Source organism: Pseudomonas sp. yb_5, assembly GCF_043103865.1.
GTDB classification, from domain to species: Bacteria; Pseudomonadota; Gammaproteobacteria; order Pseudomonadales; family Pseudomonadaceae; genus Aquipseudomonas; species Aquipseudomonas putida_Y.
The window spans coordinates 104,593-130,480 of record NZ_JBICKE010000056.1 but is presented as its reverse complement, the minus strand read 5'-3'; the positions used below and the strand labels follow the sequence as shown (position 1 = coordinate 130,480).

General features: G+C 56.9%; 18 protein-coding genes and 1 pseudogene. 16 read left to right on the top strand and 3 right to left on the bottom strand.

Annotation, left to right across the window (positions count from 1 at the left end; translation table 11 throughout):
• Positions 1–36: 36 nt before the first annotated feature.
• A pseudogene (locus tag ACF8GF_RS08215) lies at positions 37–1,405 on the bottom strand (IS3 family transposase).
• A 109-nt stretch (positions 1,406–1,514) separates the two neighbouring features.
• On the opposite strand from ACF8GF_RS08215, the gene ACF8GF_RS08210 reads away from it, so the two are divergent.
• On the top strand, positions 1,515–2,228 hold the full coding sequence (locus ACF8GF_RS08210) for a GntR family transcriptional regulator (protein ID WP_209969862.1): 714 nt from the start codon (positions 1,515–1,517) through the stop codon (positions 2,226–2,228).
• Between the two features lie 6 nt (positions 2,229–2,234).
• Here ACF8GF_RS08210 and ACF8GF_RS08205 read toward each other — a convergent pair whose 3' ends face one another.
• Both ACF8GF_RS08205 and ACF8GF_RS08200 read right to left on the bottom strand, forming a co-directional pair.
• Positions 2,235–3,185 (bottom strand): PDR/VanB family oxidoreductase, encoded by a 951-nt coding sequence (locus ACF8GF_RS08205; RefSeq protein WP_392487932.1) that lies wholly within the window; start codon positions 3,183–3,185, stop codon positions 2,235–2,237.
• Positions 3,186–3,197: 12 nt separating this feature from the next.
• Complete coding sequence (locus ACF8GF_RS08200; RefSeq protein WP_176682436.1) at positions 3,198–4,265, bottom strand: aromatic ring-hydroxylating dioxygenase subunit alpha; 1,068 nt, start codon at positions 4,263–4,265, stop codon at positions 3,198–3,200.
• Between the two features lie 278 nt (positions 4,266–4,543).
• Here ACF8GF_RS08200 and ACF8GF_RS08195 point away from each other — a divergent pair, with 278 nt between their 5' ends.
• The 15 genes from ACF8GF_RS08195 (at position 4,544) to ACF8GF_RS08125 (ending at position 25,876) form a co-directional block, all read left to right on the top strand.
• Positions 4,544–5,209 (top strand): ABC transporter ATP-binding protein, encoded by a 666-nt coding sequence (locus tag ACF8GF_RS08195; protein WP_019751070.1) that lies wholly within the window; start codon positions 4,544–4,546, stop codon positions 5,207–5,209.
• Entirely contained in the window at positions 5,209–7,668 is a 2,460-nt protein-coding gene (locus ACF8GF_RS08190) for an ABC transporter permease (RefSeq protein ID WP_392487931.1), read from the top strand. Before ACF8GF_RS08195 ends, ACF8GF_RS08190 begins: the two co-directional genes overlap by 1 nt.
• Positions 7,658–8,716, top strand: coding sequence for a lipocalin-like domain-containing protein (locus ACF8GF_RS08185; protein ID WP_392487930.1), 1,059 nt, complete (start codon positions 7,658–7,660; stop codon positions 8,714–8,716). The genes ACF8GF_RS08190 and ACF8GF_RS08185 overlap by 11 nt, the downstream gene beginning before the upstream one ends.
• A gap of 595 nt (positions 8,717–9,311) precedes the next feature.
• On the top strand, positions 9,312–9,815 hold the full coding sequence (gene tssB, locus ACF8GF_RS08180) for a type VI secretion system contractile sheath small subunit (RefSeq protein WP_004576422.1): 504 nt from the start codon (positions 9,312–9,314) through the stop codon (positions 9,813–9,815).
• 34 nt (positions 9,816–9,849) lie between these two features.
• Complete coding sequence (gene tssC, locus ACF8GF_RS08175) at positions 9,850–11,388, top strand: type VI secretion system contractile sheath large subunit (RefSeq protein WP_004576423.1); 1,539 nt, start codon at positions 9,850–9,852, stop codon at positions 11,386–11,388.
• A 24-nt stretch (positions 11,389–11,412) separates the two neighbouring features.
• Positions 11,413–12,768, top strand: a complete 1,356-nt coding sequence (gene tssK, locus ACF8GF_RS08170; RefSeq protein WP_265959414.1) for a type VI secretion system baseplate subunit TssK — start codon at positions 11,413–11,415, stop codon at positions 12,766–12,768.
• Positions 12,765–13,445, top strand: a complete 681-nt coding sequence (tssL, locus tag ACF8GF_RS08165; protein ID WP_265959413.1) for a type VI secretion system protein TssL, short form — start codon at positions 12,765–12,767, stop codon at positions 13,443–13,445. Before tssK ends, tssL begins: the two co-directional genes overlap by 4 nt.
• A 5-nt stretch (positions 13,446–13,450) precedes the next feature.
• Positions 13,451–15,196 carry an OmpA family protein gene (locus tag ACF8GF_RS08160; protein WP_392487929.1) on the top strand — a complete coding sequence of 582 codons (1,746 nt, stop codon included), beginning with the start codon at positions 13,451–13,453 and terminating at the stop codon, positions 15,194–15,196.
• A complete protein-coding gene (locus ACF8GF_RS08155) occupies positions 15,197–15,688 on the top strand; it encodes an Hcp family type VI secretion system effector (protein ID WP_265959412.1) in 492 nt (163 codons plus the stop codon). It begins immediately after the preceding gene.
• A 148-nt stretch (positions 15,689–15,836) separates the two neighbouring features.
• Positions 15,837–18,491: a type VI secretion system ATPase TssH gene (tssH, locus tag ACF8GF_RS08150; protein ID WP_392487928.1), complete on the top strand. Its 2,655-nt coding sequence runs from the start codon at positions 15,837–15,839 to the stop codon at positions 18,489–18,491.
• A 2-nt stretch (positions 18,492–18,493) separates the two neighbouring features.
• Entirely contained in the window at positions 18,494–21,001 is a 2,508-nt protein-coding gene (locus ACF8GF_RS08145) for a type VI secretion system Vgr family protein (protein ID WP_392487927.1), read from the top strand.
• Positions 21,002–21,018: 17 nt separating this feature from the next.
• The gene (locus tag ACF8GF_RS08140) at positions 21,019–23,286 is read left to right on the top strand and encodes a hypothetical protein (protein ID WP_392487926.1); all 2,268 of its coding nucleotides are present in this window, start codon (positions 21,019–21,021) and stop codon (positions 23,284–23,286) included.
• A 24-nt stretch (positions 23,287–23,310) separates the two neighbouring features.
• Positions 23,311–24,324: a formylglycine-generating enzyme family protein gene (locus tag ACF8GF_RS08135; RefSeq protein WP_392487925.1), complete on the top strand. Its 1,014-nt coding sequence runs from the start codon at positions 23,311–23,313 to the stop codon at positions 24,322–24,324.
• An 81-nt stretch (positions 24,325–24,405) separates the two neighbouring features.
• Positions 24,406–24,669, top strand: coding sequence for a PAAR domain-containing protein (locus ACF8GF_RS08130; RefSeq protein ID WP_082422857.1), 264 nt, complete (start codon positions 24,406–24,408; stop codon positions 24,667–24,669).
• Positions 24,670–24,742: 73 nt separating this feature from the next.
• Complete coding sequence (locus ACF8GF_RS08125; protein WP_392487924.1) at positions 24,743–25,876, top strand: hypothetical protein; 1,134 nt, start codon at positions 24,743–24,745, stop codon at positions 25,874–25,876.
• The last annotated feature ends 12 nt before the right edge of the window (positions 25,877–25,888 follow it).

Here is a 25,888-nt window from a genome sequence, read left to right as displayed (position 1 = left end):
GGCCTGAGCTGCGCCCCAGATGTTGGACGGTCGGTGCTAGGCTACCTCAGCTTGAGTTCTGTAAGCCACAGGACTCAGGCCGTTGAGTTTCATTTTAATGCGGTCATGGTTGTAGTAGTGGATGTACTCATCCAGTCCCGCCTGTAGCTCTGCGACGCTTTTGAAGCGCTCACGGTAGAAGTATTCCGACTTCAGCGTGCCGAAAAAACTCTCCATCGCGGCGTTGTCCAGGCAGTTACCTTTGCGTGACATGCTTTGCTCAAGCCCTGCTTCCTTCACACGTGCACAGTAATCAGGGTATCGGTAGTGCCATCCTTGGTCCGAGTGCAGCAGTGGTTTGTTGCCCGCCGGAAGCAGTTGAATCGCGCGCTCCAGCATTTCGCCGACCAAGGTGAAGCGCGGTCTGGTGTCGGTGCGATACGTCACGATTTCGCCGTTGTACAGATCCATTACAGGCGAGAGGTACAGCTTTTCACCCGCCACTTTGAACTCAGTGACATCGGTAACCCACTTCTGGTTAGGCTGATCAGCCTGGAAATTACGCTTGAGAATGTTAGGCGCGGCTTCTCCCATCAGGCCCCGATACGCCTTGTACTTCTTCGGACGGACCGTGCACTTGAGGTCTAGAGCAGCCATCAGCCGGCGCACCTTTTTACTGTTAACCAACTGCCCAGAACTGCGCAGCGCAGAGGTAACCCGCCGATAACCATAACGACCGCGATGTCGGTCGCAGATCTCCTGGATCGAGATTTTGAGAGAGGCACACTTATCCCCGGCCTCAAGCAGCCCTAGCTGGTAATAGTAAGTACTGCGTGGCAGGCCGGCAGCCTTGAGCAGATCGGCAAACGGATAGTGTTCGCGCAAAGCCCTTACTAGCCGGGTTTTTTCCTGGCTTTCTTCAGCCTCGCCTTCTCCTCGTCGAGCTCCTCGAGCTTTTTTAGGTAGGCGTTCTCCGCTTCAAGCTGGCGAAGTCTCTTGAGCAGCTCCGCATGGGTAAGCTCCTCGATAGGTTTGGGAGCGGTCTCTTCGGGCTTGCGCGGGGCTTTAGGCATAGGGTTAACCAATACTTTTTGCTTGAGGACAGGGCTTGGAAGCCGCCACTGTAATACTGTTCCTCCCAGCGCCGCACCTGAGATGAGTTACCCAGGTTGAACAACGCTGCGGTGGCCCGGAGCGACAGCTTCTCGCGCCACATACGGTAGAGCACAGAAAGCTTGAACTCGCTGCTGTAATGACCGCCAGGCTTCTCGAAGCTGGCCTCACCATGTAACTGATAGGACATGACCCAACGGCGCAGCAAAGTCGGATCGATTTGAAACAGCGCCGCGATGTGGCGAAAGCCTCGGCCACGCTTGAGGAAAGCCTGGATGGCTGACTGCTTGAATTGTGTTGAGTACTTGCTCATAAAAACCCCAGATGATGGACAGATGTCCAACATCTGGGGCGCAGCTCAGCCTGCAGCAACCCCTCGGCTTGCGCTAAGATGCCCGCTCATGTCTGTGGAAGTAGCCTGGATGAGCAAACCCGGTCAAATGGTGCTGGTTGCGCTGCGCAAGATGATCGCTTCGGGCGAGCTGGCGGCCGGCGAACGCTTGATGGAAGTCCCAACCGCTGAACTGTTCGGCGTTTCACGCATGCCGGTGCGCATGGCATTTCGTACCCTGGAACAGGAAGGCCTGCTGGTGCGCTTTGGCGGCCGGGGGTTTCAGGTGCGCTCGGTCAGCGCCGATGACATCGCAGGTGCGGTCGAGGTGCGCGGTGTGCTGGAGGGGTTGGCTGCTCGTCAGGCCGCTGAGCGTGGCTTGTCGGTGCAAGCACGCGCTGCGCTGCAACAGTGCCTGATCGACGGCGATCAGTTGTTCGACAAAGGCTTTGTGAGCGAGGACGACTTGCAGGTCTATCACGACCTGAACATGCGTTTTCATCAGGTGATCATTGACGCCAGCCACAACCCGGCCATTGCCGTTGCCCTGGCGCGCAATGACCACCTGCCATTCGCCTCAGTTACCGCACTGGCGGTCGACCGCCATGATCTGGCCCGTGAGTACCGGCGCTTCAACTTCGCCCACATGCAGCACCACGCTGTGTTCGATGCCCTGGTCAACCGCCAGGGTGCTCGCGCTGAAGCGATCATGCGCGAGCACGCCAATGCCACCTTGCGCTATGCCGAAACCTTTGGCGGGGCAGCGGCGGACGCGGGCATGAAAGTCATCCTGGCCTCGTCGTAAGCCAGGTCAGATATCCAGCACCAGCAGCGGCGTCTTCGAGCGCGAGCAGCAGGGCGTGAACTGATCGTTCAAGGCCTGCTCCTGTTCGGTGAGAAACAGATCGCGATGGTCCGGTGTACCCTGTAGCACGCGTGTCAGGCAGGTGCCGCAAATACCCTGCTCGCACGACATGGCGATCTCGATACCGTTCTCTTCCAGCACCTGCACCACGGTCCGCTCGGCTGGCACCTCGAACACCTGTCCCGTGCTGCCCACCTGCACCGAGAAACTGCCATCGTTGCTGGCATCCACCGGTGCTGCGGCGAAGTACTCGCGGTGCAGGTTGGCCTCCTGCCAGCCCAAGCCCTTAGCGCTGTCCAGCACATGCTGCATGAACCCGCCCGGCCCGCATACATACAGGTGCACATCATCTTGCGGGTTGCCCAGCACCTGGGCGATGTCCAGCGCCGTTTCCGGCTGCTCGTCAAAATGCACGAACAGCCGATCAGCGAACGGCGCACTGCGAATCCGCTCGACAAACGCTGCACGCTCGCTGGAACGGGCACAGTAGTGCAGCTCGAAGGCATGGCCGCTGTGGGACAGTTGCTCGGCCATGCACAGGATCGGGGTAATGCCGATGCCGCCAGCAAACAGCAAACTGCGCTGCGCCCCCTCGGCCAGCGGGAACAGGTTGCGCGGCGCACTGATACGCAACCGGGTGCCGGCCTGCACCTGCTCGTGCAGGCTACGTGAGCCGCCCCGCGAAGCCGGGTCGTTGAGCACGCCAATCAGGTAGCGATGGCGTTCTTCGGGGTGGTTGCACAGCGAGTACTGGCGCACCAGCCCGTCGGGCAGGTGCACGTCGATATGGGCGCCGGCGCTGAACGCCGGCAGCAGGCTGCCATCTGCCGCTGCCAGTTCGAAGCTGCAGATACCCTGCGCTTCATCGTTACGGGAGACCACTACGGCATCGATCATGTCGGCTGTTCCTCAGGCAGGGGTGGCGCTGGTGGCGATCAGTTGCGGCTGCGGTGCACGCTCTTTGGCGATGATCCGCTCCAGCACCTTGCGTGACTGCACGCCGCCGGCATCGATGTTCAGCTTCAGCAAGTTGCGCTCGGGGTAGGCCAGCAGGTTTTGCTGCTGACGTTCGAGCATTTCCAGGTCTTCGCTGAAAATCTTGCCCTGGCCCTCACGAATGTTGTCGGTCAGGGTCTGGTCGTGCGCAGCGAAGTTGCGCGCCATGCCCCAGAAGTACCAGATCGAGGTATCGCTTTCCGGGGTGATGAAGTCGACCACGATGCTCGACGCCTTGTGCTGTGCATCGGCGTGGTAGCCACCCTTGCCGGCATGCGCCACGCCCACTTCGATCAGTACATGGCTGGGTGGGGTGAAACGGCAGATCTGCCAGCGGTCCACCGGTACATCATCGGCCAGGCCGTTGCCACGCAAGGCCATGCGCCAGAACGGTGGCGCCATGATGTTTTCCATGTGCCGGGCGGTGACCACTTCGTCGCCGGTCACGGTGGTGACCGGCGGTGCCTCGTCGATCTCCTTCTGGCCGATGCTGGAGGCGTGCACATAGGTTTCATGGGTGAGGTCCATGAGGTTGTCGATCATCAGGCGGTAGTCGCAACCGATGTGGAACAGCCCGCCGCCGTAGGCCCACTCATCATTCACCGCCCATTCCAGATGCGGAATCAGCGCCGGGTCGGCCTGCGCCTGGTCACCGGGCCAGACCCAGATGAAGCCATAGCGCTCGACGGCCGCAAAGGTCTTGTTGCAGGGGAAGCCACGCACCCGTTGGCCCGGCATCGACACGGTCTTGCCGTCGCAACCCATCACCAGGCCATGGTAGCCGCACACCAGGTTGCCGTCCTCGACATAGCCCAACGACAACGGTGCGCCGCGGTGCGGGCAGAAGTCCTCGACGGCAGCCACTTGGTTCTCTTGGGCGCGGTAGAACACGATTTTTTCCCCGCAGATCTGCCGGCCCAGAGGTTTGGTGGCGATCTCATCGGGGGTGCAGGCGACGTACCAGGTGTTTTTGGGGTACATGGGAGGCTCTCCGGGGTTTTGTTTTTATTTAATGGATCCATTAAGGCTGCGGCCGTGGTGTCGGGTCAATGTATTTTGCTCGCATGATGTGAATTCTGTGCGATTATCGGTTTTTAGTGGATCCATTGATGGTGCCCCTGCGATTAGCGGGGCGGCAGCAGCAGAACGTCGTCTGAGCAGGAAAGCTCTCGCGAGATCGTTCAATGCGGCCGGTTCAGAAGCAGGCCTGGCCGAACCTGCTATGCCTAAAGGGACACCCAACCCATCAAGGCCACTCGATGCTAGCCATCGAACAACTCTACAAATCATTCCCCACCCCCCAAGGCCCGCTCCCCATTTTGCAGGGGGTGGACATGCGCCTGGCGCGGGGCAGCAGCCTGGCGCTGATGGGCGAGTCGGGCAGCGGCAAGAGTACTTTGCTGCACCTGGTGGCTGGCCTGGACCGAGCTGACAGCGGCCGCATTCTGATCGACGATGTTCCGCTCGACGGCCGTTCGGAAGCTTCGCTGGCGCAGTGGCGGCGGGAGGGGATCGGCCTGGTGTTTCAGCAGTACAACCTGATCAGCAGCCTGGACGTGGGCCTGAACCTTACCTTCCAGGCCCGTCTCGCCGGGCGGCATGACCCGCATTGGGCGGCTTACCTGGCGCAGCGCCTGGGCCTGGCGGACCTGCTTGAGCGGTATCCGGAACAACTGTCTGGCGGCCAGCAGCAGCGCGTCGCGATCGGCCGTGCACTTGCCGGGCGCCCGGCCTGGCTGCTGGCTGACGAACCGACCGGCAGCCTCGATGAAGCCAGCAGTGACGAGGTGCTGAGTTTGTTGCTGCAGTTGGTCGCCGAAGCCGGCAGCGGGGTACTGATGGTGACCCACAGCCCGCGGCTGGCGGCGCGTTTGCAGCACCGTTGCTACCTGCAGGCCGGCCGTGTGCGGCCCGAGCAGGGCTGATGAAGCTTTTGTCGCTGGCCCTGTTGGCGCTGCTCAGCCACTGGCGGCGCCATCGTGTGCAGTGCTTCAGCATCTTCACTGGCCTGTGGCTGGCCACGGCGTTGTGGACCGGTGTGCAGGCGTTGAACAGCCAGGCACGCAGCGACTATGCCCGGGCCAGCGCGGTATTGACCGGGCCGCTGCAGGCGCAACTGATCGCGCGAAATGGCGAGCGCTTCGATCAGGCTTTGTACGTGCAACTGCGCAGGCTGGGCTGGGCTGTTTCGCCGGTGCTGGAAGGGCGCTTGCGCTTGCCGGGCGAGCCCGCACGCAGTGTGCGACTGATCGGCATCGAGCCGTTGAGCCTGCAGCCTGCCAGCAGCATTGCCGGGGTGCAGTTGCAGGCATTCGACCTGCAAGCGTTCATCGGCTCGCCCGGGCAAGCCTGGGTTGGGCCAGATACCTTGCGTCAACTGAACACAAGCCCCGGGCAGCCGCCCCGCGACAGTGAAGGGCAGTTGCTGCCGCCTCTGGTTTTGCAGCCTGCGCTGGCACCTGGGGTCATCGTGGTGGACATCGGCCACGCGCAGACGTTGCTGAACGCACCGGGGCAGTTGTCTCGTCTGCTGCTGGCCCATACGCCCGGGCCGTTGCCTGCGGATATCGCCCGCTACCTTGAACTGCAGCCGCAGCAGGACGATGGTGGTTTGCAGCGCCTCACCGACAGTTTCCACCTCAACCTGACCGCGCTCGGCCTGCTGGCGTTCGTCGTCGGCTTGTTCATCGCCCACGCCGCGATCGGTCTGGCGCTGGAGCAGCGCCGTGGGCTGATCCGCAACCTGCGCGCGTGCGGCGTCAGCCTGAAGACCCTGCTGGGTGCCCTGGTACTGGAACTGGGCCTGTTCGCGGCACTGGGTGGGCTGGCCGGGGTGGCCAGTGGTTACGCCTTGGCCGCGTGGCTGCTGCCCGACGTGGCCGCCAGCCTGCGTGGTCTGTATGGCGCCCAGGTCGCCGGCACGTTGAGCCTGCCGGCGGGGTGGTGGCTGCTGGGTGTGTTGGTGAGTGTACTCGGGGCATTGCTGGCTGGGCTGCAGAGTGTAATGCGTGCTGCCCGTTTGCCTTTGCTGGCGCTGGCGCAACCCCAGGCCTGGCGTCTGGCACAGGGGCCATGGTTGAAACGTCAGGCTTTGCTAGCGGGCTTGCTGCTGTTGCTGGCCTTGGCCTGTGGCGTGTTCGGGGCAGGCCTGCTTAGTGCGTTCGGCATGCTGGCAGGGTTGCTGCTGGCGGCGGCGCTGCTGTTGCCGGCCTTGCTCGATCGGGTACTGGCCTGGCTGGCGGATCGTTGCCACCGGCCATTGGCGCAATGGTTCGTGGCTGACAGCCGCCAGCAGCTGCCAGCCCTGAGCCTGGCGTTGGTCGCCCTCTTGCTGGCGCTGGCTGCCAGTGTTGGCGTGGGCAGCATGACCGAGGGTTTTCGCAAGACCTTTGTCGGTTGGCTTGACCTGCGCCTCTCCGCCGACCTGTATGTCACCCCGCGGGACACGGCCCAAGGCTTGCAGATAGTCGAGTGGCTCAAGCAGCAGCCTGTGGCCAGCGTGGTCCTGCCCGGCTGGCGCGCAGACATGCAGCTGCAAGGTTGGCCGGTGCAAGTGCAGGGCATTGTCGATCACCCCGCCTATCGAGCGCGCTGGCCATTGCTGGAACAGCATTCGCGCGCCTGGCAGCGACTGGCCAGCGGCCAAGCCGTGATGCTCAGTGAGCAGTTGGCCAGGCGACTGAACCTGCAACTGGGCGATAGCCTGAAGCTGCCCGCAGACACGCCAGCCTTGCCCGTGGTGGGGATCTATGCCGATTACGGTAACCCCAAGGGGCATGTACTGGTCAATGCCGGCTGGTTGCGCGCCCACTGGCCACGGGCAACCCTGGCCGGCTTGAGTGTCGACCTGAGCGCTGAACGGGTGCCGGTGCTCAAGGCCGCGCTGCAACAGCACTTTTCCCTGGATGACAGCCGGGTGGTCGAGCAGGCGCGCCTGAAACGCTGGTCGACCGATGTGTTCAACCGCACCTTTGCCGCTACCGCAGCCCTCAACAGCCTTACCCTTGGCGTGGCCGGTGTGGCGTTGTTCATCAACCTGCTGACCCTGGGCCAGGCCCGGCTGGGCCAGTTGGCACCGCTGTGGGCGCTGGGGGTGCGACGCATGCAACTGGTCTGGCTGAGCCTCGGGCAGACACTCATGCTAAGCAGCTTCACCGTGCTGCTGGCAATCCCGCTTGGGCTGTTGCTGGCCTGGTGTCTGGTCGCGGTGGTGAACGTGCAGGCCTTCGGCTGGCGGTTACCGCTGTATGTGTTCCCCTTGCAACTGCTGCAGTTGACCGTGCTGGGCATGCTCACCAGCCTGTTGGCCTGCGCCTGGCCGCTGTGGCAACTGGCGCGCCGCCAGCCGCGCGAACTGTTGAGGCCGTTGGCCGATGAAGCTTAATGCGTGGCTGTTGCTGACCGGGTTGTTGTTGTGCGGCTGTGATCAGCCAGCACCGCAAAGCTATGCCGGGCTCGGGCAGCAGGCTGGCGAATTCAGCCAGGTGACCCGCGATCATCGTCTGGTATTCCCGCATGACCACGGCCCCCACGACGGCTTTCGTATCGAGTGGTGGTATGTCACCGCCAACCTCAAGGACGCCCAGGGCCGAGATTGGGGCGCCCAGTGGACACTGTTCCGCTCGGCCCTGCGCCCCGGCCCGGAGACCACCGGCTGGAACAGCCCGAACCTGTGGATGGGGCATGCAGCACTGACCGGGCCGGGTGGCCATCAGGCTGCTGAAACCCTGGCGCGGGGTGGTGTCGGCCAGGCCGGCGTGCAGGCCCAGCCGTTTCGCGCATGGATCAATGACTGGGTGTTACAGGGCCAGGGCGGTACTGAACACCTGCAGATGGTCGCAAGTGGCGACGGTTTTCGCTATGACTTGCAGTTGCACAGCGATCTTCCCTTGGTGCTGCATGGGGAGCAGGGCTACAGCGAAAAATCAGGCAAGGGCCAGGCTTCGTACTATTACAGCCAGCCGTTCTACCACGTCCAGGGGCAGGTCCAGCGTGGCAGCCTGTGCATCGCGGTTACCGGGCAGGCCTGGCTGGACCGGGAATGGAGCAGCCAGCCACTGGCGCCCGGACAGACCGGCTGGGACTGGTTTTCCCTGCACCTGGACAGTGGCGCCAAGCTGATGCTGTTCCAGGTGCGGGAGGCCCACGGGGAACCGTATCGCGCCGGGACCTGGGTTGGGCCACAGGGGGAGGTGGTGGTGCTGGACGCGGCACAGATCCGCCTGCAGGCGCTGGCCTGGTCTGCGCAGAAAAACGGCAAGCAGGTACCGACGCGCTGGCGGGTGCAAGTGCCGGAGCATGGGGTGGATGTGCAGGTCGATGCCGTTGAGCCGCAGGCGTGGATGCAGACACGGTTCCCGTATTGGGAAGGGCCGGTACGCTTGAACGGGAGTGCGGGCGGGCGCGGGTATCTGGAGATGACCGGTTACTAGGCGCTGTGTGTAAAGTCTTGAGACGAAGAGCTGGTTAGCCGGCGAGTTAGCATGCAAGCCTCAGCCAGCCATACCCATATCACACGATGCGCTGAGCCCACTTTCCGGCATAGGCACTGTCGACAAACAGGGTATTCACTGACGGGTACCTGCTCATCAATGAAGCTCAGGAAGAATTGGCTGTTTTAATTGGGGGGTATCATTTTCTGGACTTGCCTTTGGTGGGTTTAGATTAATTGATATTTGTACGGCGGTGGTCCGCGCGGTCTGTTGGTTAAATTCGTTGATATGGATCAATGCATTGCTGGTGCATTGAGTGCATCTGTTTGGCGCTACTCGATTGGGGGGGCAAGCAGAATCCTGGTCGAAGGTTTTCCTGTCGCTTGTAGGAAGTTTCCTAGTTTTGTGCGGGGGGTGGCGAAATGTGAAGAATTGGTGCATGTTTGATCTGGAAACATTTCAAGTGTTGCCTTGGGGGAGCGGTAGTTGCTGGCAATGAATTGAATTCCATTGCAGTTGCCAATGGGCCTGAAATGGATCGTTGTCAGTGATGTCACTTTCGTCGAGGCCGTTTCCAGTGGCTTCAGGAGGAGTTATGGCTTCAGGCAGTTTTCAAAGTGAGGTGCCGAGGGCGCGCGTCAATATTAAACTTGATCTTCATACGGGTGGGGCCCAGCGTAAGGTTGAGCTGCCGCTTAAGCTCATGCTGATGGGGGATTACAGTAACGGAAAAGAGCAGCGTCCGCTGTCCGAACGGAGCAAGGTTAATGTCAATAAAAATAATTTTGACAGTGTGCTCTTGGAGTTTTCACCGAGCCTCAAACTGGTCGTTGAAGATACGCTGGCCAGCGAAGGTGGAGAAACGCCTGTTGAGCTGAGTTTTCAGCGGATGAAGGACTTCGAGCCCGAACAGGTCGCTCGACAGATACCCCAATTACGTGCGCTGCTGGCGATGCGCAACCTGCTGCGTGAGTTGAAAGCCAATCTCTTGGATAACGCCACGTTCCGTGCCGAGTTGGAACGCATACTGAAAGATGAAGCGCTGAGTAATGAACTGCGTAAGGAACTGGCTGCCCTTGCCCCTCAAGGCGGATGCTAGAAAACCATCATCTCTACAGACGGGAAGCTAACAAATGTCCGAAGAGCAATCCTCTGCGCAATCGCGTGGCGCCACTGTGCGGGTGGAAGACAGCCAGAATGTCTATCACACATTGTTTGAAAAAATAAATCTCGAACCCCTTGAGCAGATGGGCGGTATCGACGCCTACCAGAGTGTGGATGTTCTGTCTGAGGCAACACCCAATCAGCGTGTTACTGCGTCTGTAAGTGTTTTTCTTGAGCGGCTCAAGCAAGTCTCCCCGAAAGTGGAGCGTCTGGACAGGGCCCTGCTGGACGAACACATTGCCTCGATTGATGCCCAGATCAGCAGTCAGCTGGACGAAGTGATGCATCATCCTGACTTTCAGCGTGTAGAGTCGATCTGGCGTGGGGCGAAGTCGTTGATCGATCAGACGGACTTCCGCCAGAACGTCCGCATCGAGTTGTTGGATATCAGTAAAGAACATCTGGCCCAGGACTTCGAAGATGCGCCCGAAATCGCTCAAAGCGGCATGTACCTGCATACGTATACTCAGGAATACGATACGCCGGGTGGTGAGCCTATTGCGGCGGCGGTCTCAAACTACGAGTTTGGCCGTGGGGCGCAAGACATTGCACTGTTGCGGAATATCTCGAAAGTTGCGGCCTCCGCTCATATGCCATTCTTGTGCTCGATGGGCCCTGCGTTCTTTGGCAAGCAAACAATGGAGGAGGTCGCCGCGATCAAGGATATCGGCAACTACATGGACCGTGCTGAGTACATCAAATGGCACGCTTTCGCTGAAAGCGATGATGCCCGCTATGTCGGCGCCACATTGCCCTGTACGTTGGGGCGACTGCCTTACGGGCCTGATACGAGTCCGGTTCGGCTGTTTAACTATGAAGAGCGAGTCAAGGGGCCAGATCACAGCAAGTACCTCTGGGTAAGCTCGACGTTCGCGTTTGCAGCCAATATGGTCAAAAGCTTTATAGCCAATGGTTGGTGCGTACAAATTCGAGGGCCGCAATCAGGGGGTGCTGTAACGAATCTGCCGATCCATCTCTATGACATGGGTACGGGCAGTCAGGTCAAGATTCCTTCGGAAGTGATGATTCCGGAAACCCGCGAGTTTGAGTTTGCCAATCTTGGGTTGATTCCGTTGTCGTACTACAAGAATCGCGATTATGCGTGCTTTTTCTCCGCGAACTCAGCGCATAAGCCGGCGATCTATGACACACCTGAGGCCACGGCCAACAGTCGTATCAACGCTCGGCTGCCTTATGTCTTCCTGCTTTCGCGCATCGCTCACTATCTGAAACTCATCCAGCGGGAGAACATCGGCACAACCAAGGATCGCCGCCTGTTGGAACTGGAATTGAATAGGTGGATCAGCGGCTTGGTTACCGAAATGACGGACCCCGGCGATGACTTGCAGGCGTCTCATCCGCTGAGGGAGGCAAAGGTGGTTGTCGAAGATATTGATGACAACCCAGGCTTCTTCAGAGTCAAGCTGTTTGCGGTGCCGCATTTCCAGGTTGAGGGTATGGACATCAACCTGTCGTTGGTTTCGCAGATGCCCAAAGCTAAATCCTGACGGCGAACCCGGGAGTTACTAATCGTGAAGATCGATCGGCCTATGTGGGCGTCCGGTGTGGTGTTGTCTGCGCAGCAGTTTCAGCAGCAGGCCCGCTTTGAATCGTGGACCAACCAGGCAGTTGCTTCCTTGGCATGGGTTCATCCGTGGGGTATTCGCGCAGTCGCATTTGATGCAGACGCACTGCAGCTAGGCAAACTCCTGGCCACTCGGCTGCAGGTGTGCATGCCCGATGGAACGCTGATTGACACGGATCGATTGGATCGGCTTCCCAGTGCCCTGGAACTGTCCCGGGCGCTGCCTGACGACAGTCAAGCGGCAACGGTGGTGCTCGCTTTGCCGCTGGAACAGGCCAATGGCAACAACTGTCTGTTCGAGGGTGCCCGAGTTGAGCGCCCGGTCAGATACCGCCAAGTGTGGCGGGATGTACAGGATCACTATACCGATGAGGTGCAGTCAATCAGCGTACTCGAACATGCACTGAGCTTGCGCCTGAATGAAGATGACAACGCAGACTACCTCACCTGCCCAGTGGCACGCCTTGTCCGGGATGGGCGGGGGCGTTGGGAAATTGATCAGGATTACATCCCCCCGTTGCTGAGGTTTGATGCGCACGCTGGATTGTTACTTCAGCTGGATAACTTGCTGACCCAGCTGTCCTCCAAACGTGAGCGGCTGATGGGGATGCGTCGCGAGAGCAACCAGCGCATGGCAGATTTTGCTGTCGCTGATGTGACATTGTTCTGGTTGCTCAACGCGTTGAATACCTATCAGCCGGTGCTGGCAGACCTTAAAGCACACCCTGCTCGGCATCCGGAGTTGGTGTACCAGCAGTTGGTGAAATGCGCGGGGGCGCTGTTGACGTTTTCGTTGGACCAGAGTGTCGAGGACATTCCTGCCTATCAGCATACGCACCTTGAGTCTGTTTTCCCGCCGTTGATGCGTACGCTCTCCACATTGCTGGAGGCGAGCCTGCCGTCACGTGTGCTGGCTTTGGTACTCGAAGCGCGCAGTGCCAACCGATGGCAGGTGGCCCTGAACGATCCTCGTTTGCTTGAGCCAGACGGGGCTGACTTTTACCTGTCGGTGCGCTGCCGGCTGCCAGCCGTGCAAGTGCAAAGCCAGTTCCCACGGCTGTGCAAGATCGGCTCGCCTGATGATGTGGACTATCTCGTCAATGCAGCACTCGATGGCGTTCCCTTGAAACCCCTCAGCCATGTGCCTGCGGCGATACCGCTGCGTTTGGAAAACCAGTACTTCGCACTGGATCTCGGGCATGAGAAAGGGCGTGCCATGTTGGAGGACGGCGTATGCGCGCTCTATGTGCCGAGCGTGTTCCAGGACGCCACACTTGAGCTGTTCGCGGTGCTGCGCTCATGAGTCTCGCTCAGCAGAAACCCGGCACAGCCAAGGTGGATATCGACGCCTTGTTACAGGATACCTACTTGCTGGTGGTCGAGTTGCGACATGGCACAGGTGTGCACAGTAGCCCGGAACTTTGGCCGCGTTGCGTGGCGGATGTCGAGCATGTTCGGGCCTCTCTTCAGGAGGAGGGCCTGGATCGCCATAGCATCGAGCTTATCAGCCATGCGCAATGTGCCTTGCTGGATGAGACAGTGCTCGCTTGCGCCGAAGGTAAGGCCCATGAGGACTGGGCAATGGAGACCTTGCAGGCCAAGTTTTTCAGCAGTCATCAGGCGGGGGAATCGCTTTATGAAGACATGCGCACCGTGCTTCGGGAGGCCTCTGCACACCCTTATGTCTTCACGGTCTTTCAGCGGGCGCTGATGCTCGGTTTTCGGGGGCGCTACCGCGATGTGAATCATCCAGAGCGGCAGCAATTGTTCGCTGCAATCGATGCGCATGTACCGCCCCTTGACACAAGTCAGTCCCTGGTCACCCAGATAGGGCCTACTTCACACCTCCCGATGTGGGGTTGGCTGCAGTCTCCTCTGGTCCACGTGGTGGCCGCATCTGGCCTGCTGATAGGCCTCTGGTGGGGGCTTGACCATACGCTGGGTGAGGCAGTGGCCTCGCTCCTGCCGGTGCAGGGGTGAGCGAGATGCAGCTGAGACAGGAGCAGGGGCTCTGGCTATGGGCCGGAACGTTGTCCTTGCTGCTCATTGCCACGCTTCCGCTTGCTGTTGAGTGGCAGCTCACGATCGCCGTGGTCGTCACGGGCGGAGTGTGGGCAGCATGGCGCCGAAGCAGGCGGATTGCCGGCGGCGAGGGACATGAACTGCAGTGGAGCAAGGGCACTAGCCTACCTGCAGGATCCTACCGCCATCCGGTTGTCTTGGTGGTAGGCGATTGTCTGGCTGAGCTGTTTGGTCCGTTACCCGCTGAGCAATGGGCATTGCGGGTAACGGGGGAGGGTTGCTATGTCCGGGTGCCCGACGCGCAGAAGCTGCCCACGACGATTGCCAGCCTGTTGCTGCAAAGGCCCGAATGGAATGAACAGCTGAGTGTCATGTGGGTCGTGGATCCCTCCGTCCATACAGATGTTGCAGTGTTGGCGAATGAACTGCGCAATGTGCACCGTCAGATTGTGAGGTTGCGCGAACGTGGTAGCCCACTGTCGCTGCTGGTGGTGGGGTTTTTCCAGAGCACTTCGCAGACCTCGGCCTGGTTTACCTGGGCAAGCGCCAAATCGAGCGTGCAAGTGCATGAATCAGGTATGTGCATGAGCCTGGCCGAATGGCAGGGTTGGAGCGCGGATCCTGATCTCCGGGCTGCTCGACTGCGAGACACGGTGCAATTGAGCGCTGCTGCTGGCTGGTTGAAAGCTCTCTGTATGTCGGAAATGCGCGTGCGGACTTCTCGCCAGGAGATCGCGGCCACCGCCTTTGCCCTTGCATGGACACCCAATTCCAGCGAGCGCCCTGACAACAACCTATGGCACCGCTGGCTGCAGGAGCGGACTGGGCTGAGCTTTGACCAAGGTACGTCTGATGATGCCTATGCTTCATTGCCGTTCCCTGACGCTCTGCTCCATTTGCTGCCTCGCAGTGCTCAACGTAATAGGCAACACAGAGCGGTGCTGGTGGGGGGCTGGCTGTTTGTGTTGGCAACCTCCATCGCGTTGGTAAGCTCTGCATGGCAGAACACATTGCTGGTACGCCAGGTCACCGAAGACTTACGGCGCTATGCCACTGCTTCGGTGAGTGCTGAGCCTGACAAGGGTCTCCAACGGGAGGGCGCGCTGGCAGTGCTTCGTCAGGATGCCGAGCGCTTGGACCACTATTACCGCCAGGGTGAGCCGTGGTCGCTGGGCCTCGGCTTGTACCAGGGCGAAAAACTGCGCCCGTCATTGCTGGCGGCCATCAACGGCCACCGTATCCCGACGATGCCTCAGTCTTCGCCTGCCAGCCCTCAAATGGTTCGCTTGGACAGCCTCTCGCTTTTCAGCAGTGGCAGTGCGCAGCTGAAGGCGGATTCAACCAAGGTCCTGGTCACTGCATTGGCGGGCATCAAGGCCCAGCCAGGTTGGCTGATTGTGATCACGGGGCACACGGACGCTACCGGCAGCGACGAACAAAACCTGCGTTTGTCGCGAGCACGTGCGGCCGCGGTACACGACTGGATTCAACACATGGGCGACATCCCCAGCAACTGCTTCGCGGTGCAAGGCCTGGGAGCCAGCCAGCCAGTTGCAAGCAACGACACGGAACAAGGACGGTCGGCCAATCGCCGAGTTGAGATTCGTCTGGTGCCGGAGGCGGGGGCTTGCCTGTCCTCGACTGCGGCCTCTGGGCTGCAACCCCTGTCGCATTCCGCGACCTCCAACATTTTAAAGAGGATTTTCTAAATGGCTATTCCTGTTTACCTGTGGCTGAAAGACGATGGCGGTGCCGATATCAAAGGTTCGGTCGATGTCAAAGACCGGGAGGGCAGTATTGAAGTGGTCGGCCAAGATCATGATCTTTATATTCCCACCGATAATAATACTGGAAAATTGACCGGTACGCGCATTCATACACCGTTTGTTTTCTCAAAAGAAATCGATGCTTCCTCCCCTTATCTCTATAAGGCCGTGACAACTGGCCAGACGCTCAAAGAAGCCGAGTTCAAATGGTACAAAATCAATGATGCTGGCCAGGAAGTTGAATACTTTAACACCAAGCTGGAGAACGTCAAGGTCGTGAAAGTTGCACCCAAGATGCACGACGTAAAAGACCCGGCAAAAGAGAAGCATAACCATCTGGAGTTGGTCGAGCTTCGCTACGAGAAAATTATCTGGACCTACAAGGATGGAAATATCATCCACTCGGATTCATGGAATGAACGTACTACCGCCTGATGGAACTTGGCCGTCGGTCTGTAATTGCTGATGGTCCCCAGTGTATTGGGTTGAGCGTCCGCGTGCGGGCGCTCAGCCAAGTACACCATGGTTTCAGATACGTCCACTGATGACGTTACGTTGACCATTGACGACAAGGATGCCCTGTATGGCACATGATCCTACCCGCTTGCTCCGCCGTCTCAACGCTTATTGCACCCAGGCACTGACGGCGGCAGCGTCGTTGTGTCAGGCACGTGGGCACAGTCATATCAGCATTGAACACTGGTTGTTGAAGTTGTTTGAGCAAGGAGAAGGTGATCTTGTGGTCATCGCCCGCCGTTATGGGGTGGATGTGGATGCCCTGTGGCAAGGACTGCTTGAGTACTTCAATACCTTGCCGCGCAGCGTGCTCAGCAAGCCCCAACTAAGTCTCGAAGTGCAGCAACTGATCAGCAGCGCCTGGCTACTGGCATCGATGGATCGCGACTGTGAGCAATTGCGCTCCGTGCATGTGTTGGCGGCCCTGATTGAGACACCGGACTTACTCAAGTGCTCAGCCGCTTGGCCTCTATTGGGTATAGGTTCAACACAACTGCAACAGGTGGTAGCCCTGCTTGAATCGGATTCGGAAGAAAGGCAGCTGGTGCAGACTGTGTCGTTCAACCCCGCGACGGGACGGAAGGCCAAGCTTACAAGCGCTGCGGATAGCGATGTGGCGCAGCCAGCGATCCTCGATCAGTTCAGCCATGATGTAACCGCCAAGGCCGCAGCGGGGCAGATCGATCCAGTCTTCGGACGTGACGATGAAATTCGTCAGGTGATTGACGTACTGAGCCGTCGCCGCAAGAACAACCCCATCCTGGTAGGAGATCCCGGTGTCGGGAAAACCGCCCTGGTCGAAGGACTTGCTTTGCGCATTGCCAGCGGCGAAGTCCCGGATAGCCTGAAACCGGTGAGTATCCGTACGCTGGACCTGGGGCTGCTTCAGGCTGGAGCCGGGGTCAAAGGTGAGTTCGAGCAGCGGCTCAAGAACGTGATCGATGCCGTCCAGCAATCGGAAACACCCATCCTGTTATTTATCGATGAAGCGCACACCCTGATCGGTGCTGGCAACCAGCCGGGGGGCGCTGATGCCGCAAACCTGCTGAAACCTGCCTTGGCGCGTGGCGAGTTGCGAACCATCGCTGCCACGACCTGGAGCGAATATAAGCAGTACTTCGAGCGCGATGCTGCGCTGGAGCGGCGCTTTCAGATGATCAAGGTGGATGAGCCGGATGATGCCAATGCTTGCTTGATGCTGCGCGGGCTCAAAGCGCGTTACGCCACCTATCACGGCGTGCACGTTCAAGACGCTGCAGTGCAGGCGGCGGTTAGTTTGTCCCGGCGTTTTCTGACGGGGCGCCGCCTGCCGGACAAAGCGGTTGACCTGATAGACACCGCGTGCGCACGCGTTCGCATGAGCCTCGATTGCGAGCCGCAGGCGCTGGTCCAGCTGAAGTCGCAAAAGACGGCCCTGACTGCAGAGCGAACTGCGTTGGAAGAGGATGCACAGCTTACTGGCAGGCTGATGGAGCCTCGTTTGGCGAAGATCAACGCCCAGCTGGTTCATCTCGAGAGCCAGCAGGCTGCGCTGGAGCTGCAGTATCAACAAGAGCTTGAGCTTACCCGTCAGTTGCTCAATGTTCGTCAGGCCGAGCAGGTCGATACAGCGGCCTGCGCGAAGCTGCAACAGGAACTGAGCTACGTACAGGGGAGTCGGCCGCTCCTATCGCTGGACGTGTGTGCCCGCAGTGTGGCTGAAGTGATCGCCGACTGGACGGGGGTGCCCCTTGGTAGCTTGCTCAAGGACGAACATGCCAGCTTGTTGAACCTGGAAGATCAGTTGGCCGAACGCATTGTTGGGCAGGACTCGGCCCTGCTTGCACTCGCTCAACGGCTACGTGCCGCGCGAACAGGGTTGACGAACGACAACGCGCCGATGGGCGTTTTCCTGCTGGTCGGCACCAGTGGCATCGGCAAGACGGAAACAGCACATGCCCTGGCCAGTAGCCTGTTCGGCGGTGAGAAGTCGCTCATCACGCTCAACATGTCCGAGTACCAAGAGGCGCACACCGTCAGCCAATTGAAAGGGTCTCCGCCTGGCTATGTTGGCTACGGCCAGGGCGGCGTACTTACCGAGGCCGTTCGCCAGCGCCCCTACAGCGTCGTTTTGCTGGACGAGGTCGAGAAAGCCCACCGAGATGTACTCAACCTGTTCTACCAGGTTTTCGATCGTGGCTTCATGCGCGATGGTGAAGGCCGAGAGATCGATTTCCGCAATACCGTCATCCTGATGACCTCCAACCTGGGCAGCGACCTGCTGCAAAGCTGCATCGAATTGCAGCCTGCCACGGAAGACGCCGCCCTCCAAGAGCTGTTGCGCCCCGTGCTACGCGAGCACTTCCAGCCTGCACTGCTGGCACGTTTCCAGACATTGATTTTCCGCCCGCTGGGGGCTGATGCGCTCAGGCGCATTGTCGCGATCAAGCTCGACCAGGTTGCCAGGCGTTTGCAGCGTCATTACGGCTTGCAGTGCGAAGTGGACGGCTCACTTTGCGAAGCCTTGGTCGCCGCCTGCCTGCTGCCCGATACCGGCGCCCGCAACATTGACAGCCTGCTGAACCAGCAGATTTTGCCGGTACTTAGCCAACAGCTACTGCAGCGCCAAGCCCATGGCCAGCCAGCTCAAACGGTAACGCTTGGGTTCTGCGAAGACACCGGCATCAGTTTGAGCTTTTCCGATGAACACGACGCAGCGCTGCTGGCTGGCGAGAGGGCTTGATCATGGCGAAGCCTTTACTAGGTTCCACCCATAACCATTACACGCTCGAAATCGATGAACTGGATGCGGTTGAGCTCGATGTACTGTCGTTCATAGGTGAGGAATGGCTGAGTCAACCGTTCAAGTACACGGTGGCGTTTACCTCTTCCACGCAGGACATTGATGTCGCCAAAGTCCTCGGGAAGGACGCCAGTTTTCAGATGGGGTCGTCAGAGCAGACACCGGCCAATGCGATCTCTGGGGCGGCGTCACGCACGTTGCATGGCGTGATTACGGGTTTCAAGCGCCTCTCCAGCTCCAAAGATGAAGCCCGTTATGAGGTGACCCTGCAGGCTCGCTTGGCGCTGCTCAGCCGTGGCAAACAGTACCGGATTTACCAACATCAGTCGGTTCCGGAGATCGTCGAAAGCATCTTGCGCAGCCGCCACCAGTTTGAGGGGCAGCACTTTCTGTTCGACCTGCTACGCGAATACCCCAAGCGTGAACAGGTCATGCAGTACGGTGAAAGTGACCTTGCCTTCATCAGTCGCATGTTGGCAGAGGTGGGCATTTGGTACCGCTTCACGCACAACGACAAGCTGTTTATCGACGTTGTCGAGTTTCACGATCACCAGCAACATTATCAGTTCGATGTCAGTCTGCCGCTCCGCCCCCTGTCTGGCCTGACCAGCAACGGCCAGGATGGCGTCTGGGCGCTGCAGGTCAGCCATGCGGTGGTGGAGCAGCACATCAACGTTCGCGCCTATCACCACCGCGATGCTACGGCTTTCCTGGAGGGGGACGTAGATCACAGCCGGCATGCGACGACAACCTATGGTGAGGGTTACCACTACGGCGAACCCTACACCGCGCTGGGTGACGCAATTGCCCAGGATGAGGAACTGGAGAGTGAAAGTGGCTACTTCTACGCGCGCCTGAACCATGAACGCTTCCTCAACGGCCAAACTCGCTGCAGTGGCATTAGCAGCAGCGTGACACTCGCCCCAGGGCAAGTGGTTACAGTAACTGAAGGGGCACCGCAGGTCTTTGAGCCTGGGGTCGTCATGACGCATCTGACCGTCGAGGCTGCACGGGACCGTAGTCTGGAAGTCACCTTCGAGGCTATTCCCTACTCAGAGTCGATATGCTTTCGGCCGGCACTGCCGAACAAGCCACAGATCGCGGGCACGGTGCCGGCGCGGGTCACCAGTACCCAGCAGAACGATCCTTATGGCCATATCGACCTGGAAGGTCGCTACAGAGTGAACTTCCTGTTCGATCGGGACAGTTGGAAAGCGGGCGAGGAGAGTGTCTGGCTACGACTGGCGCGACCCTACGCGGGCGACACCCATGGCCTGCACCTGCCGCTGATCTGCGGCACCGAAGTGGCGGTGGCGTTTGAGCAAGGCGACCCGGACCGGCCCTATATTGCGCATGCTCTGCACGATAGTCAGCACCCCGACCATGTAACGCTGCGCAACTACAAACGCAATGTGCTGCGCACGCCTGCGAACAACAAGTTGCGCATGGACGATACGCGTGGGCAGGAGCACGTCAAGCTCAGTACCGAGCACAGTGGGAAGAGCCAGCTCAATCTGGGGCATCTGGTCGATGCCGATCGCCGGCCTCGCGGGGAGGGCGCGGAACTGCGCACCGATGGGCATGCCGCGATCCGTGGCGGCAGTGGCATCTTCATCAGTGCTGATGCTCAGCCTCAAGCCCAAGGGACAATGCTGGAGATGGGAGCAGCGTTGGCTCAGCTCAATAACGCTCTGGCATTGGTGAACGCACTGGCGCAAAGCGCAGCTGTGTCGGGAGCATTACCAGCTGATAATCAGGCCCAACAGAGCCTGCGGGAGGCATTGGCGCGGCTCAAAGATGCGGGACTCCTTGCCTCGGCACCTGCCGGGATAGCTATGGTTACACCTGCAAACATCCAACTATCGGCAGAAAACTCTATTACAGCTACGGCTGGTGATAGTGCTGACTTCAGCCTATTCAAACGTTTCAGCGTGGCCGCAGGTGAGGCAATCAGTCTGTTCGCCCAAAAGTTAGGGCTCAGATTAATTGCGGCTCGTGGCCCTGTGGATATTCAGGCACAAAGCGATGCGATGACGTTACAAGCAGACAAGGAACTTTCTTTAAATAGCAGTAATGGCGAGATCGTTCTCAATGCCCAACACGGCATCACTCTGGTTAGCAGAGGTGCCTATATCAAAATAAAAGACGGATCTGTTGAGATCGGTGCCCCGGGTGAACTGCATATCAAGAATGACAATATCGCTTGGGGAGGCACTGCCTCATTGGAGAAGGCCCTGGCACCGATGATTCTGGAAGATCCTGTTTACAGCAATCCCATGCAAGGTGGCTTTCAAGTTAGAGATAAAGTCAGTGATAAGCCAAAACCTTACGTACGGTATCGAATTGAAGCTGCCGATGGCAGCGTGCTGAGAGGCATGACAGATGGGAATGGTTATACACAATCCCACTATGGAGTTGATCTTCAAAGCATAAAGTTATTCTTTGAGTAACTTCGGAGTGATAGGAAATGAGCGGTGCGGATATTTCAGTAGCAGAGTGCACGGTTTGCAAAAGTAAACCCGTTGTAGTGGCTCATCATCAATCGGTGCAGTGTTATTTTTGTCCGGAAACCGAAGAGTTGGTTTTTATTGCTGACAGTGAGGCTGCAGAGTTTGAGGCGCATTGGAAGGAAATGCAACAGTGCGTAAATGATTTTCATCAGGAAAAAATTAATTACTCTGTTGCAATTGAAAAATATGGAATTGCTGCAGAAACCACGGCAGCGCCTGAGGCATCATTTCATGACGCTGTAGTGCGAGCTGAGAAAAATTTGGAGTTGAAGCGAGAAAAGTTAAAAGAAAAAATTGGTGAGTTTTCTACCCAAGACATGAAATATAATGATGTTGTGGAGCTTATTCCTGTTAGTGGTCAGTCTGCTAAAAGAAAAGCTGGTGAAAAACGAGCGCCTGTAGTTTATGTAAAGAAAGGTTACTACAGTAAAGGCAAGGATGGCAGAAAACTCCATACTGTTTCGTTGAAAAGTAGTGACAAAAAAGGCGGCGCTGAAAGTATCTTTGAGCGACGCAGTGATGGAAAAATTCGACGCATAGACGACAAGAAGCTTAAGCGGCAACTTGCCGGATTGAATTGGCCAAAAATAAAAATTGATCTGAAGGATGTTGTCAAATGGGCAGGCCTTGGTTTTGATCCGGAGGCGCTGAGTATGGATTGTTCACTCTTTGACTGGGCAGATAGCTGGAATGCTGCCGCACAAGGTGAGGCAACGTGGGGGGATCATATTGACTTTGAGGGCGGAGCACAGTTTATGCGCTTTGTTTCCAATTTCGGCGCAAATGTTGAAATTGATCCACGTAAGCAACAATTCTCCATCAAAGGAGAGGGTGGCGGCAGCTTGACTGCGGCTGCCGGCATAGCGTCCTTTTCAATTTACGCTCCGGATCGCATCGGATGGGCGCTTACAGTTAATCCCTCTGATGAGAACGAGGTCCCGTTTGATTTAGGGATGATGCGCTTAAGTTTGAGCGTTCGCTTGGCCGCATTTATTGGAGCGACGCTTCAGGTGGAGGCTCTATTCCAGGTGGTCAGGAGTGGTGACCAGCAAACCGTCATGGGCCAACCTGGTCGTTTGAGACCTTTCAGTGAAAGAAAAAGCAAAGCTTATGATTTTCATAAGCAGATGAGCAGTGAAGATGAAGGGATAAAACTTTCGGCAGAAGCTTTTGCGGGTGCGAGGGCGGAAGGAACACTGACGGGATCACTGCAATGGTTAAAGCCGACAGCGGCAGGGGAAACAAATGGCGGTATATTGGAGACTACTGGAGAGTACGTCGATTTTTGTAAAATAGGACCCAGTATTGCAGGGTTGGCGGGGGTGGGTGCCGGCTTAAGTTTTCATTGTACTTTTATTAATGGGAAGTTTTGTTTTCATTTTGCAGCCTCTCTATGCAAAGGGGCGGGTGCTAAAGGTGGCTTTGTTTGTGAAGTGAATGGCAATACCTTTCTAGAGTTTGGTGCTTGGTTGATTTATCAACTGAATCAAAGGAATTATGGTTTTTTTAGAGTCATGGATGTTGATGCATTTAGTGTGTATACGAAGTATTGTGTTATGCAAATGGAGCTCCATGAAGTCGATGTGTATGAGCATTACTCATTCGCAAAAAAATCGATTGAAAACATTGTAAATGATTTCACAAAACAGGTTGGTGAATTGGCTGATGAGACGAAGAGGAGGGTTGATGCTTCGAGACGACGGAATCAGTTAGCTAAAAATGTTATCATCCGACAGTTGGATCTGTTGCGCTACACACCTGAAGCTAAGGGTATATTGCTTTATCTTCTAACGCGACATGGTAAGTGGGATAATATAGATCCAGGAAACATAGAGTTTCTCGATCGCTACGGCGAACGAAAAGAGGCGGTGCTTTGTGTGCTTAGAAGTATTCAGAGCAAGCCGGAGTGGCGTAAAGTATTGTCTCGTGTCAATGCGGAAGGGAATGGCCCATCAGAAGGATACGCTGAGTTGGACGCCGTCGAGGGGCATGAGCGAAGCTTGGCAGACTTTCTTAAGTTAGGGAAGGATCGAGATAGAGAATTCTATAAAATAAAATATGAGCGAAGCGAATTGGCCATAATTTATGATCGGTTGAAGGAGTTTAGTTCTTCTGGTTATGCGCTCGCTATGAATGATACGGTCTATTATAAGCTAAGCGTTGGTCGTAATCCGAATTACCCGCGACGCTGCAAGTTTGGTCCGTGTGGTGCGGATATTGTCTGAGTAAGTCCAATTGGAGTGGTCGTGATGATTTTTAAGGTGTCTGTATTTTTGTTGGTTTTTTTGAGTTTGTCAGGCTGTGACCAGTTGGCGAGTGGAGTTGATTATAAGGAGCTCGAGATAACGCCGATAGAGATGAAGCATTTTATCGAAGAAGTAAAAAGGGACTTGGTGTTTGTTGAGGGTGGTGAATATTTGATGGGGGATTATGGCTTAGAGTACGGGTCGGAGCAAATGTCTTATGATAGTGATGGAGACAGTCGGCCGGTACATAAAGTCAAGTTGAGCACCTTTTCTATTGCAAGATTCAAGGTCTCAAATAAAGAGTTTGAGATGTATCTTAAAAGCAATGGTCTTAAGTTACGTTCTTTTGAGGTGGGGGGAATACAGAAAAAGTGGAAGAACATTCATTCTTTACCTGATTTGCCGGCGCATATGGACTGGTATGAAGCCGACCGCTATTGCAACTGGCTGGCTAAAGTGTCCAATCTTCCCTTCTCATTACCCACGGAGGCTCAGTGGGAGTACGCGGCACGCAGCCGCGGGCAGTTTTTGATGGTGGCCACTGATGACGGTACTTATAAGCAGACCAATGATGGTTTTACTAAATATGGGGGAGGACCAAAAGGAATTAACATTTCTACTTCTCGAGATCGTCGGGATTTTGCTAGACAAATGGGGTGGAGCACGGAGGGGCTTACGCCCTTGCCGGTGGACAGGTTTCCCCCCAATCCGTTGGGCCTTTATGCCATGTCGGATAATGGGCTGGAGTGGGTTAAGGATTGGTATGACGAAAATTATTATCAGTACTCCCCTGAAATTGACCCTCAGGGGCCGGAAACACCAGTGACCAAGGACTACTATGGCCGGGATACAAAAGTTACACGTGGTCAGGCATATGCCAATCCAAGCTGGGGAGGAGGAGTGAATGTGCACAGAACCCCTGAGAATCCGCATGGTTATGCATCCGAAGATAAAATGATTGTGTTGGGCGATAAAACGGCTCGGTGTGTTGTTAATAGTCACAATCGGATTGAGTAGCGGCGAGCTCTCTATTTCAGGGGCATTAAATATAGGCTGCCTGAAAGGTGGTAATGATTTTATTATTAGGTGCTTAATGATATGCGCGGAGTTATTCGTGTTGGCGACAAACTGTCTTCGGGAGGCAAGGTACTTGCCGGCACCCGTGGGTTGAAATTTATGCAGCTTGATGTCGCTTGCGTAGGTGATGCTGTTTTTTGTCCAATACCTGGGCACGGCGTGAATGAAATAGCAGAGGGGGATACAGGTTCGAAAGTTAAAGGTCGGCCCATTGCTTTAGACGGTCATTGCTGTTCCTGTGGTTGTGAGTTAATCACGTCGCTTCCTCAAGCAGGTAGGCTGTGAGATGGCAGTTGACCTGAACTCATTACCCGAGAGGCGATTGCTACCCCAGCAACCTCGGCACTGGCGATGGGGTGTGGTCATCTTGTTTTGTTCGATCGTCGTTGGCGGGTTGATGGTCCTGCTTTGGCGGGTGGACAGTTGGCATACATCATTGTGGTTTTGGATCTGCGCATTATTAGGGGTTTTGATTGCCGGGTTATTGTTCTACGCACTGCGTTTGTTGGCGTACGAGAAGCATCGAGATTATATAGAGAGTTGGAATGAGAGTCGCGACGAGTTGGAGCGGTCACTCATTCGGCGCGGCCAGCGTACGGTTGCCGTATTGGCCGTATCCTATTGTTCCGGGGCGGGTAATAATAAACTTGCTCAGGCCCTACGTTTGGGTAGTAAGCCTCTCCAGCCTATTTATCTGGAAGGACAAGCCTTGACAATGCGGTTGAGCCAATTAAAACCGTCGGTACAAAATCACTCAAAGTCCGAATACGCTAAGCGTTTACGTGGATTTTTACAACAAGTTGTACGTGGGTTGGAGTCTGATTTAGAGATCGGGGCGCGCAGTCTTGCTGTGGATGTTCGTATCAGGCATAACCAAGTGCTTTGCAATGAAGAGCTTCTGTCTATTTGGTCTGCAGTTACCACCAACCCCCGTTTAACTGATAGCGTGGTCTTTGCAAAGGACGATGATGGCGTAATGTGGCTGGACACTTGGTTGGATGCGCCGGAACGACATCAGTTGTTAGTGTCCGTCGAAATTAATCTTTTTCTAAACCCCGTTGCTGAGCAGGCCGAGACCGTGACAGCTGTGTTGTTGGGCTCTTCGCAGTGGTGTAACACGCAAAAAATTGATTCGATCGCCCTGGTGCATCGCCCTGTCCAACTTGAGTGCGCTGGTCGCTCTATCAAGGATGCAGTTACGGATGCATTTCTTTGGGGGCAGCTGCGTGCCGGAGAAGAAACGTACTTCAGTTGGCAGGCTCAGGTGCCTGGTGACGTTTTACGTGAGACAAGTATCGCTATGAATGCAGCACGTTTCCCTTTTAACGTGGCCAGGTGTCATCGATTGGATGATTCGTTTGGTTTGCCTGGATGTGCAGTAGGTAATGTCGCATTAATCGTTGCTAGTGAGTGTGCCAAGGCGGAGGACGGCCCGCAGGTGGTCCTGCTACACGATGCCTCTGCTCAAATTTTTATTGTCCGGCCTGCATGAGATCTTGAAATA